Source organism: Desulfofarcimen acetoxidans DSM 771 (genome assembly GCF_000024205.1).
GTDB lineage: Bacteria > Bacillota > Desulfotomaculia > Desulfotomaculales > Desulfofarciminaceae > Desulfofarcimen > Desulfofarcimen acetoxidans.
The window spans coordinates 3,075,075-3,089,347 of the sequence record NC_013216.1; the positions used below are offsets into that span (position 1 = coordinate 3,075,075).

A 14,273-nucleotide genomic window follows, 5' to 3' on the forward strand; every position below is an offset into this window, starting at 1 on the left:
GTTCTTTCGGGAGGAAAGCAGATGAAAAAATCAGGCTGGAACACGATCGCTGCGCTGGCGGGTCCCTCCTAAACAGAAGAGCACATGGGGTCTCCCGGGTTTCCGTGATATCATTGTATAGCATGCCTGGCTCTTAGACACCGGGGAAGTCTTAATAAACTCGCCATATCGCGTACCAAGATATAGTTTTCCGGAGTTTCGAAACCGTCAACCTTCCCGTTTGACCATTACGGGGCTCAATCACATTCAGGCCCACTACCTACCTGCCTGCCTACGCTTATCTCTATGAAACGCCCCAGGTGCAACCAAGGTTATATTGAATTTAAATCTAACCTTCTGAATATGTAGTCCTGCCCTGGTACGCATAACTGTTTCCGGACAGAGGCGCGGCAGGGATCGTTTACTATATAAAAAATTATTTTTTAATGTTTGGAGGAATGGTATTCTTGTATAATATTAATCCAAGATTGTAATATTAGAAACATATTTATTTAAATCTTCGATAGAATTTATATTGTGTTTGATTTTAATATGAGTATAGTAGTCTTTTATGTCTTCTTTAACTATTACCTCGCTACTTCTTTCATCTTTCTTGTAACTCTCTCTAACTTTTTTCCATGGATATTCAATATGTGTTAGTTTTTCAAGATATTTAGCGTCATATTTTCCATAAACTTGCCAAACCATATTTAATATAAATTTTTGATCGTTGTTGAAAATATTTTCGTTAAATCTTGTTAGCTTTGTTATAGGCTTATTACCAAAATCTTTATATATGTCATATAAACCAGGGAATACCGGCCCATGAACCCATGCTTCACAGTCTTCATGAAAAAACGGACTTTGGAAAAATGCAAGATACCAGGATTGAACATAATAAACCATCTTTTGTAGTTTAAGATGGGTAATAACTTCCCCTGCTTCAGGGTATATTTTAGTAATAAAAAATTTTGACACGTTTAAAGTATTAGATGCATTCTTGTCGCTTGCTACAAAAGAAGCAGGTTCCAGAATTTCATTAAGGCACAACTCTAATTTTTTACATGCTACGTCACTAATTCTACCTTTGTTCTTTTCATAAAGTTCTCTCATTTTAACCGGGTCGTTTAATAATTCTCTTAACCTATCACTATATTCCCTTGAGGGAGTCAGTCCTTGTAAATATCTCGTTATCGTGGTTTCTCCCCACCCTAAAAGTTTTGCTAAAGGCTTTTGACCAATATTATACTTATTAAGAAATTCCTCAATTTCGTTAACTTGAATTATGTCATGCAATTGCCTATATTTCTTATTAGCTCTTTTAACATTTTCGTCATCTAATTCAGCAATATATATAGCTTCCCCGCATTCTTTACAATACGCGATATTAGCAACATAATCAAATTCTATTCCTTTTATGTTCTCAGTTATTATTTTTTCTTGGATTATAAAAGATACATTTTCATCACAGTAATAACAGTAACTCTTAGTATCCATTAATACAAACCTCCTATAAGTAAGGATAATTTATATCACGGTCTTTCTCATGAAAAGATAGACAAACTACCCTACTTGTAAATTTTAACTTAACATATACCTCTATATAGTTTTTAGGGTTTGCTGGAATGAATATTTGACCAAAAATCCAAACATCTCCACCTCTTTTAGTATCGTGGTCTTTGTCAGTATACGAATAATTAGATACCTCTAATCTCAGTAACTCCGCACAAACTAAATCTCTTGTTAATCCATATTCGTTCATAAACCTTTTTGTTTTATCTTTATTATATAGAAACGATTAATAAAGTAATGGTAATTTTTACTCCTATCCTGTAAAATAGAATCAAGTGTGGGGAGGGGTATTATTACCATGAGGAAATTGCATTTAAACAATCCACAAAATTTAACCATTGAGGATTTGAATAAGATAAAAAGAGAAACACCATATAAACTAAGATGCAGAGTTCAAGCTGTCATTCTTGTCATGAAAGGGAGACAAGCAAAGCAGATTGCCGAATATCTTGATATAAGTGAACAAACCATAAGAAAATACGTTGCTTACTTTAATGAAGGTGGAGTTGAAAAACTGCTTCATGTATCAAAAAAACCGGGAAGACCGCCAAGGCTAACCAATGAACAAAAAGAAGAGGTCAAAGAGGTACTGAAAAAATCACCATCAGAGGTTGGTTTTAGTACCCATACTACTTGGAATTGTAAAACCCTCGCTGCTTACATTCATGATACATACGGCATTAAATATACATCAGATGGTGTTTGGCGCATGCTTCTTAAGATGGATTTTCGTTATAATCGTCCCACTTATGTATTAGCCAAAGCTGATCCGGAAAAGCAAAAAGCTTTTCAAGATGAGCTGGAAGAGTTAAAAAAATCTCACTGAATGTGAAATACTCCTATATGTGGATGCATCTCACATTAGGGACTATCAAGGTTTACAACGAGCATGGTTCCCAAAAGGTGAGCAAAAAAAGATTAAGACCTATGGACACCATGCAAAAGTTACATTATACGGTGCTTTAAACTACTATACGGGTAAAGTTTTTTGTGTAAATTATGACAAAATCAATGCAGAAAAATTCAAAGATTTTCTTAAAAAATTGGTATCACATTTTTTAAAAGATGACATTTCTAAAATTTACATTGTTCTTGATAATGCAAGAGTTCATCATGCAAAATTACTTAAAGACTTTTTAGACGAGCATAAGGATCATCTGTTTTTGAAATTTCTTCCACCCTACTCACCCAATCTGAATTGCATAGAAGAGTTATGGAAATGGTTAAAAAATACAGCTATTTATAATCGCTTTCATAAAAATGCTTCAGAAATTCAAAAATCTGTTGACTCGTTTTTAGAGGAAATCAAATGCTGTTCGGAAGATGTGAAAAAGAGACTTTGCGTTTAATTTATAACGATATTTATTATTTCGGTTCTATATAGATTCTAGTTTTTTAATTATGTACAAGTTATCAGACGATTCATCTAATACTGATTGCACTTTATCTAAAAATTCTTTAACTTTATCTGTTGGCTCAACTCTTTTCATAACAGCCCCCTAAATATCGTCTGATATTAGAATAGCACTACATCTTCACTTTTATTATAATTTCGATATTTAGGAAAGTCAACAAAAAGGTATCAATTGATACCAGTAGTTTAAACATAATTTTATGTATTAATTCATGAAATGTATACAATCTTAACATTTTTTACAGTTAAGTATTTCAGTGTAAAAAGTCCCGCCCTGGTACGCATTGACCGTCTGGCCAAGAGGCATGGCAGGATCTTCTGGTACTGGCGGTGGGGGTTGAACCCGGCATCAAGCGATTATAAGCCACCCGTTTTACCGTTAAACTACACCAGCATATAAAGGGTAAGAGTTTAATTCGTATCCCTTTGCCCCAACAAAAAAGAAGCCTTGCAGCTCCTTCGTTTCTTAACGTATGTGATTAATAATCTATCGTTTCTTATACCCATCTTAACTCATCTACAACCCTCTGTAAACCATCCTCGCCCGGTTGTGTATGTTAATATCTGCTGAATATTTGGGGTGCCATCGTTTTTAACATGACCTGCCAAACGTGCTACCACATCCAGGGGTGTCTTACGGCTAACCAGTTCATGGCAAAAACTGTGCCGGATTGAGTGAGCGTTTAAATGCTCGATATTAGTTCTGATATCTTATTAGTTTGGGCTGGCATACAGCGAATAAAAGAATTGATAATTAAAATTAAATAGGATTTGTATTATGCCGTATAGATTTGCGGCATATAATAGTTTGTCCTAACTTTATCAGTTATAGCCAAAGTCTTTTAGTGTATCTGACTTTACGCTCTCAAAATGAAAGGTGGGTACATCGTAAAAAACCACATCAACTTTCATTTTAAAAAGATTGCGGTTTTTGCGAAACAGTTGTTCTTCAAGCATTTCTTTATGTTCACAAAGGATGTCCAGGGAGCGATATAAGTGATTCAAATCAACAGAGGGCAAGCTTACATAACGGTTTTGATGGTTGTAAGTTCCCAACTCACTCCTTGGTTCAAGTAGATGCTGGATCGCCATAAGAAAACAAGGTCACAACAGCCGGAACTGTGTGACCTTAACATAGTTGAGTCTTTACGGTTTTAACTTTAACATGAAATTCTCAAAACTTTTTGCAATATACTATCGTTCAAATCATAAATTTATTAAGATTAATTGAATACGTCTTATAAATATTTTTTTGGAAAGTAGTTAAAAAATCCTTTACAGCAATAATAATATCTTGTATACAAAGATTCGTCGCTATATTGTCATTTCCCCAAATAGAAGTAACTACCCATGTTCTATCATTTTTTTGATTGAATTCAATGATTGCTCCTTCACTGTAATCCATTGTTTCATATACAAAATCTTGAAATATACCTTTCTCAACTTTTTCTAACCATGTTGAGATAGCTATAGCAAACTCAAGTAAAAGTATATAATCTTCTTGGAAGAAATCATTGCCATTAATACTGATATTCAAGCTTCCCTCAATATCAGCCAATAGTTTCCTATTGTTAGTATCAATCAGATTTTTATCAACTTCCTTAGATTTATCAATATCAAATTGTATAGCTATTTTACTGGGTATGCAGTCCATATCTTCCCATCAGCTCCTATAATAACTTGAATTTTTGTTTCTCCCTTTGTTCCAATAGTCTTGCCTAAATCAGTTATAATCTTATATGATGCTTCTTGATTGTTAGGTAAAAATTGGGCATTTCCTGAGCGTAAGCCTTCTTGCACCCAAGTATTCACTTGGCCCTTATCTGTGGTAGCAAACTTTTGCCACCTTCCCCCTGCGTCCATTAAGTGCTTATTTGAAACTGAAAAATCAGAAACATTGTCTGCCGCTTTAAAAGCAGATTGAGAAGCTTCTTTTAAAATACTCTTACTCGTTCCCTTTCCAAGGGCACCCGCCGCCTTCGGCGCTACTTTAGAAATTGCTTTTAACGCGGCACCGCTGCCGGCGGCTATTTGTAGTACATCCCCCAAGTTTCTGCCGTACTCGTAAACTTCTTTGTCGGATGGGTTCCCAACCCAGACGCTATCTGAATGTTTCCATACATAGTTAATTGTTCCGGCTATATCAGCTCCGGCACTTCCCAAAGCTAGGATTAAATCCTCCTTTGACAGTTCATTACGATAAATTGCTTTTGACAGTTCCCATAATGCGCCTGGTGAAGACATAAGTTCTCTTACGGCTTCACCTCCGGAGTCCCACAAACCTTTCCCTAAATCATCCAATTGGCAGATTTTGATATTCCCAGACGGATCTATATAAACTACCGGGTTATTACTACAATAAATATAAAGGTTCTGCGACAGCGGGGTGTTTAGCTCACCGGAGTAGATGTCCTGGGTGAGAAACCTGCCCGTGGACGGGTCATAGTACCGCGCTCTCAGGAATACTAATCCGCTCGGGTCATACGGTTCACCGGTGAAGCGGAACATGTTGTCAACGGTTTCATTAACCGTTAAGGGATTACCGAACGGGTCATAAGTGTAACGGTTGAGCTCCTCGCCGTAAACATCGCTTACCACTGATACGCTACCCAAACCGTCCGCGTGATGGAATAACCTTCCTTCAGGGCCAGTGCGACCGTATAGACCGTTAGCGTAAAGATAGTTGTTGGTGTTGCCTTCACTGTCTTTTTCTACCAATAGGAGCGGAAGTCCTGCATTGATGTCATAAATATAACTGTAACTTCCATAAACCACTCCGCTGACCGTTTGAGTCAAGCGATTGCCGTCACCGTCATAGGTGTATCGGTATGTGTTATTACCGTCATTAAAGCGTACCAACCGGTCTTCGTAGTCATAATCATAGTATACCGATTCACCAACCGATACGAGGTTCCCGTTGGCGTTGTAGCCGTAAGGAATGCCACCCTTTTGTATCAGCCGATTGACACTGTCATAGGTGTAGTTTACGCCACCGGCGCTGAGTCGGTTGCCCACTGGGTCGTAGGTATAGGTGACCGGGTTATCATCCAGGTATTTTACTTTAGTCAGTTGATTCAGATTGTCGTAAGTATAACTGGTTGTCTGACCGTTTTCGTCAGTAACGCTTAACCTGTTGCCTACGTTGTCCAGGGTGTATTCCACGCCAGTCAGAACGGTATCGCCATTAACATGTTGCAGTGAAGTAAGCCTGCCGTTATCGTCATATTGATAGCTTACTGTAATACCGTTGGGCAGCTCTTCCCCAATTATATTACCCAGTTCGTCGTAGGTAAATGTGGCGGTATACACGATGTCTGATACTGATTGCAGTTGGTTAAGCCGGTTATACGTGTAACTTATATTTAACCCATCAGGGTAGGTTATACCCGTGATGTTACCAGCCAAATCGTAATTATAATCAATGGAATAGACGGCCCTTGTTACCGAGGTCAACCGGTCAAGGTTATCATAGCTGTAAACGGTGGTTCCTTTAGGATCGGTCATTGCTGTCCGATTACCGTTTGCGTCATAGTTGAAGCTGACTTGATTGGAATCGGGATAGGTAATTTCAACCAATCGGTTATTGCTGTCATAACTATAGTTAATGCTGTTACCGTCCGGCTTGGTTCTGGTAACGCGGTTGCCCACCGGGTCGTATGAGTAATTTGTGGTTTGGCCCAAGGGGTTTGTTATAGCCACCAGGCGGTTCATACTGTCGAATGTGTAGTTTGTTGTGTGTTCGTTGGCGTCGGTAACCCCAGTCAGGTTGTGATTTCCATCGTACGTGTAATCCGTGGTGTTATCCAGGGTGTCAGTGACTGATAACAATCTGTTAAGGGCGTCATATGAAAATGATGTGCTGGCTTCGTTGGTATTGGTGCTGGTGATAACGTTGCCGGCACTATCGTATTGTACACTACTATCATGGCCCAACGGGCCGGTTGTTTTTACTGGGCGGTTTGCTGCGTCATAGGTATAGATCCAGGTAGCTCCTTTCGGGTTTGTTTCAGTCAACCGGTTGCCCACCGGATCATATGTGTAGCTGGTGGTGTTGTCTAACGAGTCAGTAACAGAAAGCAGTTTGGATGCCTGGTCATAGGTATATGTCGTGGTGTTGCCGCGCTGGTCGGTGACACCGGTTTGGTTGCCCAGGGGGTCGTATTGCATGGCGATGCTGCCGCCTGCCGGGTCAGTTATCTTGATCAGGCGGTTAAGTTCATCGTACTGGTAATTGGTGGTGTTGCCCTTGCTATTTGTTCTGGCAAGTACATTACCGTTTCCGTCCAAAGTGAGATTTTCTGTATTGCCATCCGGGTACATAGTAGATACAAACCGGTCAAGAGCGTCATACTGGTAACTGGTGATATGTCCATTGGCATCGGTTATTGAGCTCAAGTTACCGTTGGTGTCATATTGATATGTGGTTGTATTGCCATGCGGGTCTGTCTCAGTGACCAGCTTGCTGTTCTCATTATAAGTAAATGTAGTTGTGTTACCATTTGGGTCAGTGGTGCTGATCAGGTTGTTGTTAGCGTCGTAAGTGTTGGTTGTTACATTGCCTAATGGGTCAGTTACCGTAAGAACATTGCCTGCCTGGTCATAGGTATAGCTATAGCAATGCAATTCCGGGTTTGCGTCCGGCTCGTTGCCCCTAGGGCCAGTCTTTGTTATCTTGCGCCCAATTATGTCGTAAGTATAGGTGGTGGTGTTGCCCAGCGGGCCGGTAACCGAGGTGCGGTTGCCGTACACGTCGTATGTCACCGAAGTGCTATTGTCATTTGGGTCAGTAATATTGATAGCCTGTCCAAACTGGTCATATGAAAACGAGGTTATGACTGTTCCACCATATACTGCCTTGCTGACAGAAAGTAAATTACCCCTTTCATCGTATGTGTAATCGGTAACATAACCGGCGGCGTCAGTAACCTGAACGGGGTTGTTAAGGCTATCGTACACAAATGCAGTGGTATAGTTAAATGGCACCGGTTGAGTTTTGGTCAGCATGTTACCCATGTTATCATAAGTATACGTGATTTTATGTCCGTTTTTATCAGTTACTGATGTGCGACAGTTGTTTTCGTCATAGGTGAAGGACTCAGAAATATTATCAGGATAATTCATTGCGGCAATGCGGTATTTTTCATCATAATTAATAGTTACTGAATTACCCAGTGGGTCGGTCACTGTTGTTTGTTGAGCTTCTGGGTCATATGCGAATTGGGTTTGATTTCCTTTAGCGTCTGTTTGGCTTATTACCCGGCTGATGCTGTCATAAGTATTCTGGATAATGTGATTACTTTCGGTATCAATAATGTCTGTCAGACCGTGGGCATCGTAATTATACTGGGTAATGCCTCCATAAACATCCTGGACTGTGGATAAGTTACCATTATCATTATAGGTAAAAACCACGGTCCGGTTGGCCGGGTCGCTAATTTCTTGCAAACGATTATTAAAATCATAAGTAAAATTAAGGTTTCGGCCCGATGAATCAGTTACAGTTGTTATTTGTCCAGACTGATATGTTATATGGGATTTTTCGCCTGTTTGTGAGGTAAGTAAAAATATTTATAGAACCTGTTGCTAAAGGATAAGCTGTTAACGGTCTCTTTAAAAATTACCAGTAGGTCAAAAAGATCACGACTTAATAAATTTTTTATAAACTCATATCAAAGAAACTTCTAGAAAGTAAATTTTAACATGATTTTGATTAAATTATAGTTTTAGTACCCTATTTCAATTATAATTAAAGCAAGAAGTTGAGATAGGAGAGTATTAAAATGATTAAAATCAAAGCGGCGATTACTATATTAGTCCAATTCTTTTTAATTTCCGCCATTATCACCGGATTCCCCGGCAAACCCCAGGAAATTTGGGCCACCGAACAAAATCAGCCGGCAAATGAGGCCGGACAGGCAGCAGGCCAGTCGCTGCCTGAATTAAAAGAAAGATTGTGGAAGGCCACGGACAGGCAAGAAATCAAAAATATTGTTGCGATATTTAACGCCATACCGGGACCTGATGCCCAAGCGGCACATATTCTACTGGATTATCTGAAAGACGATCTCAGGGTAGAAGCCGGAAACATTGTAGATGCCCTGGTTAAGTTGATGACAGAGGAGCAGATCAGTCAACTGGCTAAGGAAATCGGCACCTACAGTCCGGCTAATTCTTACCGGTACCTGGTTTCGGTTTTGGCTGTCCGCATCAGTAACCCGAATGATTTGACCAACGCCATGCTTTCTCTGCAAGATGAATATGTTTCCGAGGTATACCTGCAACTTATGACACAAACCTGGCCCAAAATTTTTACCGACCCAGCCACAGGAGTACAATGGCTGGATGACACTTATAGCCAATTAAACAGTTCCACAACCCGGGAAAACCTTGTTTGTGCCGTTGGAACGGCAGCTAAAAAACAATTGAGCGGGATTAACCTCCCGGCTGTTACCGGTTGGCTGTGGCGCATTCAAGAAAAAGAACCGGACCCGGATTACCGATGTGATCAGTTGATCACCCTTTACGAACTAAAAGAAGCCAAAGCGTTGGAAGCAATAGACAGCCTCTATTCCGGTACTACGTCTCCAACAAAAAGAGTTGAATTAATCCATAGAATTACTGATTTCATCCGTTGGCAGCCGAAAGAAGCCGGTCAAGACGCTTTAATCGACTGGCTGTGGAAAGTTGCCGGTACAGATACATCGCCATATTGCCGTCAGGAATGCCTTTCTGTGCTATACACGGATTTGGGTCAGGAAAAAGCACTGGAACAGTATGTACAGGATACGGACCAAAACGGGGTAATGGGTCTGACTCAGGAAAATCAGGTTTTTATGGTGGGTGGTCTAAACTGGCAGTTTTTGAAAGCCGCCAGCCAAAAATACCCGCAAAGCTACCTGGCCCGGGGAATCAAAGCGTACGAAGCAGTGCGGGGCATACCTTATTTTGAAATAGACCGCATCAATGAAAAACAATCTCCAGCTGCCGGGGAACCTCCTTACTGGGACGGACAGTATCCCCCTTACGGGGACGAGCAGTATCAGCCAGACCGGGAAATTCCCGGCTGGGAAAAGTTTTTAGCTGAATTCCCCCGCCATCCCGCTTCGGATGACGCTGCCTATCGTCTGGCTCGGTGTTACGAGATCAAGGGGCGTTTTGCCGATGCCGTAAAAACGATACAAAAAGCGCGCTTTTCAACCGACGGAGATATACGCTATGCAGCCGCCGGCAGGATGGTCTACATACTGGATGTGCGGATGACTTACGAGCAGTTAAAGGAGCTGTCTTTGGAAAAACTGGACCCGGCTCTGCAGGCTTTTATCAACTACTCCCTGGCCGTCAGAGAAATTCGCCGTGAGGATTATCCCCGGGCAGCTTCCCAACTGGAGGAATTTTTAAAGCAGGAAGAAAACCTGGCCACTGACAAGCATATATTACCATTCGACAATTTCCTTGGCAATGAGCAATATGATTTCCACGGCGCGGTTAAAAAGCAGTTAGACGAAGTAAATAAGCTGGACAATTTAAAATCTCAATGGGAAAAATCAAAAACAACAATTGATTTGTACAACCTGGCGGCGGCTATCTTTCATAACCAAATGCTCTACTATAATCACTTATGGGCCGGACAGCGGCAATATTATAACTGGCTGGAGTATATCACCTACCAAATGGGCCGCGGACATGCACCCGTGGAAATGGCTGCTTTTATGCGGGAGATGATCAACTATAACCACAGCCTGCCGTATTTTCAGCAGGTTTACCTGGATCCGTCCTCTTCACCGGAACTAAAGGCCAAAGCCCTTTACTCTACCGGCCTTTGTTACACCGGCCTGCATGACTGGGGAGAAGACGCCGCTTTCGCCTTCAACTCATTGGATACCAGGAAGAAAATAATCTCCACTTACCAGCAATTTGTCGAAGAATATCCGGACAGTTCTATGGCTGATGACGCGTTACTGGCACTTGGCTCTTATACCGGCAACACCGGTTACCTGCAAAAAATTATCAAAGAATACCCTGATGGGGACATGCTGGAAAAAGCAAAAAAATTAATGCCAGACCTGGAATCACCCTACTATAGCTCTTCTCACCTGTTCGGATCGTCTGTGCCCTTTAAGATATTATCTCTTAATGACGAAAGCATTCCGCCGAAAGTCAAGGAATGGGCGGCTGCCAACTCTTTACGGTCTTTTAGCGGCACCAAAATCTCCGGTGAATGGAGCTACATGTTTATTTCGGCTGGAGAAAAGCCTACAGCCGGTTATAGTGTGGGGATAATCGGCATTTATTCGGACAACAGCAGCAAATTAAAAGTTCGTTACAAAATAAACAATCCGGCGTTCTGTGAGATAGTTGCGCAGGTGATTAGCTATCCATCGATTCTGCTGCGAATCCCGACAAGCGCTGCGCCGGTGGAATTCGTAGAGGAAAGCCCGCAATAAGAATCTGGTGAAGAAACATTCGTGAAATGCCCCCGCTTACATTCCACTAAGAAGCGGGGGCTTCCATGATGATAATGTCATGGTTCTGAACCACGTCTAAACTGGTCTTGCGTAGAAAATCTTTTCGTTGATTAAATAGTCATCACCAACCTTATTTATTATAATCCCATTTTAAGTTGTGTTCATATGAGTTATTATTAATCTTATCAATAAGTAACCCTGCTTTCTCTTTTATATCTTCATTTTCATGTTCATTAATTAACTCTTCTAATTTTGGAGTGAAATTTTTAAAAGGAGCTATATCAACACAAGCAAGGGCATCCATAATAATAATTGTATCATTGGTCTTATCTAGCATTTTTTCTACAATTAAGTAATTTTTATCAATATAGTATCTTATCAGGCTATCATCATTGATTATTGCTCTATTATTAATAATTGTTTGTACCGATTTTTCATTTCTAAATTCACATAAAGCATAAACGGCACCGCTAATAATTGACGGAGTTTTTGTTGTTTGTATAATGTTTTCAATATCATTTACCCTAGTATCTTTATCATTTATTAGTTGAATTGTATTCTCAGAAATACGAGCCATTAACTTCATTCCCACATTTACTTCCTCTACTGAATATAATTCAGGATTTTTTATTATTTTTTTCAATATATCATAAGCTTCTTTTTCATTTATCTTTTTAAGAACTTTTAAAGCTGCAGTTTTTAAATAATCTATTTCTTTTTCTGAATTTATTATTTCTTTTAATGTATTGACATCGTTTTCGTTAAAATTATCAACATGTTTTAAAGCATAAAAACGTAAACTAGAATCATAGTTGTTATCTTTAATTATTTTTTTGAGTTTATCGTTAAATATCTCGCTATTTTTTGCATTAACTCTTTTTTTAGAATAAGTATAAGTATCAATCATAAATACTTTGAAAAGATTTGAATACTCCGAGCTTTCTATAATGGAAATATAGTCATTTTCTGTTAACTTATCTATCAATTTTTTGTCTACAAATTCTGCAAACATTGATATTTCGGAATATGCACCTTGTTTATCTAATTCCTCAGCAGTTTCAGCAATGGCAAGCAACAGATCTTTTTCATTTAGCTCATTTAAATACTTATCGCACTCATCTTTTTGTTTAATTTTTAATAAATCATTATAATGTTCTTTTACTTTAATTTTCTCTACTTGAGGTAATATGGATTCATTTTCCGTAGCTAATGCCCATGTTCCATTATTACTTAAATACAAACTAAAAGCTAATACTAATATGCTTAAACTAGCAAGCAATTTTTTCACGCATTGGTTCCCCCTCTCTCAATAAATTGAGGTTATTTTTAGTTTTCTCACCCATTCACAATATTCATCTTAGATTATGTGAATTATAAGGCCTGCAGTATTATACTTAATAAACTTGGTATTATAAAATTTAAGCAAAGTGGTTTGTGTAGGATAAGCTTGGACAATGGTTAATGTTATACTAGGTTTTCCTCACGAACCACTATTTAATTTTCATTGGACTACCCCTTTCGTTGTATGAGTTATCATTAATGTTTAGCAAACAGTAACCGATACAGTTGCACAGAATTAATTAGCAATTTCAAATTCCTCTAATTGCCAGTATAAACCTTTCATAAATTTGTTTTTAGGGTTATTTACAAGGTGTTGATCAGCCGAAACATCTACTAAAAAAATGTTATTGTTACTCTTTAAACCTTCTAAGTTTATTGCAGGTACATAAGCACATATTTCAATAAAACCTTTCAGAATATCGTTATTGCCTTCCATAAGTTCATTTAATGTTTCTTTATCTATAAGATTATCCTTATTTGGAGATAAAGAAATCGTGACTCTTTGATTGGTATCTTTTTCGATAGCCCTTAATATAAAATGATGCACTTTTAAATTATTATCATTTATTATTCTAACAACTTCCTCTTCATTTAATGCTTTTGCAAGGGTAATCGTTACTTGTACTTCCTCATTATCTTCTAACCCAACAACTAATTTCTCGATCTTAGCATCTATCAATTTTTTATATTCTAGGAAATTTGTTTTGCTATTTTTTATTGTCTTAAAATTCTCATCAACTGGACGAAAATCTGTTTTTTCTGATTTTACGGTGTTTGCATGTGTAGAGTTTAGTACCATTGTTAACATAATTGTTACCATAATCAAACTTAATAGTATTTTTTTATAATCCATTCATCCTACCTCACTTTATATTTTTCAATATTCTCCTTTATCAAAGATTAAATTCCCAGGTTTCGCACTAAGGGATTATTAAACTGGGAACCACTGCCAAACCTTATTTTCTTAAATTATCCTTAAACCATTTCTCAATATGATAAGAAAAATTGATTGCTGAATTAATAACCTTTATTAATTCAAGTGTATGTGGTAAGTTAAACAGGTTAACCAATACATCAATGGTATTAGGAGTATTCGTCCCATTCCAATGGCGTATACCAATAGGCTGCAACCTTTGTTCTAAGATAGTTAGGTCGCCAAGTTCTTTCTGTATTTTTTGGGGAGACATCTTTTTGCCATTTTTAGCCAACAGCCAGGCTGCTAAATTAAGCACAAGCATAGCCAATACTTTTAAAAAGCAATAGTCATCTACCCTTTCAGGATTGCGAAGGAATATCTGTTGTAAATCAAGAGAACCCTTCAAAAACTCAAAACTGATTTCGATATCATTCCTACCACGATAGCGGGTAAGCAGTTCGTTAGCATCAACCTTCTCTTTGTCGTGGTTGGTTAAAAGCACAAAGATATCGTCGGTTTTCTCAAGCTCTGGAATTATTGCTTCATCTTTTGACCAGGACATAACAATAGCATTATGTTGCTTAAA

General features: G+C 38.7%; 11 protein-coding genes. 3 read left to right on the top strand and 8 right to left on the bottom strand.

Annotated features, from left to right (window positions below):
• Nucleotides 1-456: 456 nt before the first annotated feature.
• The gene (locus DTOX_RS14040; RefSeq protein WP_015758351.1) at nucleotides 457-1,476 is read right to left on the bottom strand and encodes a type II TA system antitoxin MqsA family protein; all 1,020 of its coding nucleotides are present in this window, start codon (nucleotides 1,474-1,476) and stop codon (nucleotides 457-459) included.
• 373 nt (nucleotides 1,477-1,849) lie between these two features.
• Here DTOX_RS14040 and DTOX_RS24445 point away from each other — a divergent pair, with 373 nt between their 5' ends.
• Together DTOX_RS24445 and DTOX_RS24450 are read left to right on the top strand one after the other, a co-directional pair.
• Nucleotides 1,850-2,377, top strand: a complete 528-nt coding sequence (locus tag DTOX_RS24445; protein ID WP_042315521.1) for an IS630 family transposase — start codon at nucleotides 1,850-1,852, stop codon at nucleotides 2,375-2,377.
• A 19-nt stretch (nucleotides 2,378-2,396) separates the two neighbouring features.
• A complete protein-coding gene (locus DTOX_RS24450; protein WP_242652418.1) occupies nucleotides 2,397-2,900 on the top strand; it encodes an IS630 family transposase in 504 nt (167 codons plus the stop codon).
• Nucleotides 2,901-3,478: 578 nt separating this feature from the next.
• On the opposite strand, the gene DTOX_RS25390 is transcribed toward DTOX_RS24450, so the two are convergent.
• The 4 genes from DTOX_RS25390 to DTOX_RS14065 all read right to left on the bottom strand — a co-directional run bounded on the left by DTOX_RS25390 (nucleotide 3,479) and on the right by DTOX_RS14065 (nucleotide 8,410).
• A complete protein-coding gene (locus tag DTOX_RS25390) occupies nucleotides 3,479-3,673 on the bottom strand; it encodes a tyrosine-type recombinase/integrase (RefSeq protein WP_083773454.1) in 195 nt (64 codons plus the stop codon).
• Between the two features lie 114 nt (nucleotides 3,674-3,787).
• Complete coding sequence (locus DTOX_RS14055; RefSeq protein WP_042315880.1) at nucleotides 3,788-4,021, bottom strand: hypothetical protein; 234 nt, start codon at nucleotides 4,019-4,021, stop codon at nucleotides 3,788-3,790.
• A gap of 145 nt (nucleotides 4,022-4,166) precedes the next feature.
• On the bottom strand, nucleotides 4,167-4,619 hold the full coding sequence (locus tag DTOX_RS14060; protein WP_015758354.1) for a DUF7878 domain-containing protein: 453 nt from the start codon (nucleotides 4,617-4,619) through the stop codon (nucleotides 4,167-4,169).
• Complete coding sequence (locus DTOX_RS14065) at nucleotides 4,595-8,410, bottom strand: RHS repeat-associated core domain-containing protein (RefSeq protein WP_015758355.1); 3,816 nt, start codon at nucleotides 8,408-8,410, stop codon at nucleotides 4,595-4,597. The genes DTOX_RS14060 and DTOX_RS14065 overlap by 25 nt, the downstream gene beginning before the upstream one ends.
• 335 nt (nucleotides 8,411-8,745) lie before the next feature.
• On the opposite strand from DTOX_RS14065, the gene DTOX_RS14070 reads away from it, so the two are divergent.
• Nucleotides 8,746-11,409: a protease complex subunit PrcB family protein gene (locus tag DTOX_RS14070; RefSeq protein WP_015758356.1), complete on the top strand. Its 2,664-nt coding sequence runs from the start codon at nucleotides 8,746-8,748 to the stop codon at nucleotides 11,407-11,409.
• Between the two features lie 151 nt (nucleotides 11,410-11,560).
• Here the strand turns inward: DTOX_RS14070 and DTOX_RS14075 are convergent, their stop codons facing one another.
• The 3 genes from DTOX_RS14075 to DTOX_RS14085 all read right to left on the bottom strand — a co-directional run bounded on the left by DTOX_RS14075 (nucleotide 11,561) and on the right by DTOX_RS14085 (nucleotide 14,249).
• Nucleotides 11,561-12,718 carry a hypothetical protein gene (locus DTOX_RS14075; RefSeq protein WP_015758357.1) on the bottom strand — a complete coding sequence of 386 codons (1,158 nt, stop codon included), beginning with the start codon at nucleotides 12,716-12,718 and terminating at the stop codon, nucleotides 11,561-11,563.
• A 288-nt stretch (nucleotides 12,719-13,006) separates the two neighbouring features.
• Entirely contained in the window at nucleotides 13,007-13,624 is a 618-nt protein-coding gene (locus tag DTOX_RS14080; protein ID WP_015758358.1) for a hypothetical protein, read from the bottom strand.
• A 103-nt stretch (nucleotides 13,625-13,727) separates the two neighbouring features.
• Entirely contained in the window at nucleotides 13,728-14,249 is a 522-nt protein-coding gene (locus DTOX_RS14085) for a transposase (protein ID WP_042315883.1), read from the bottom strand.
• Nucleotides 14,250-14,273: the final 24 nt, after the last annotated feature.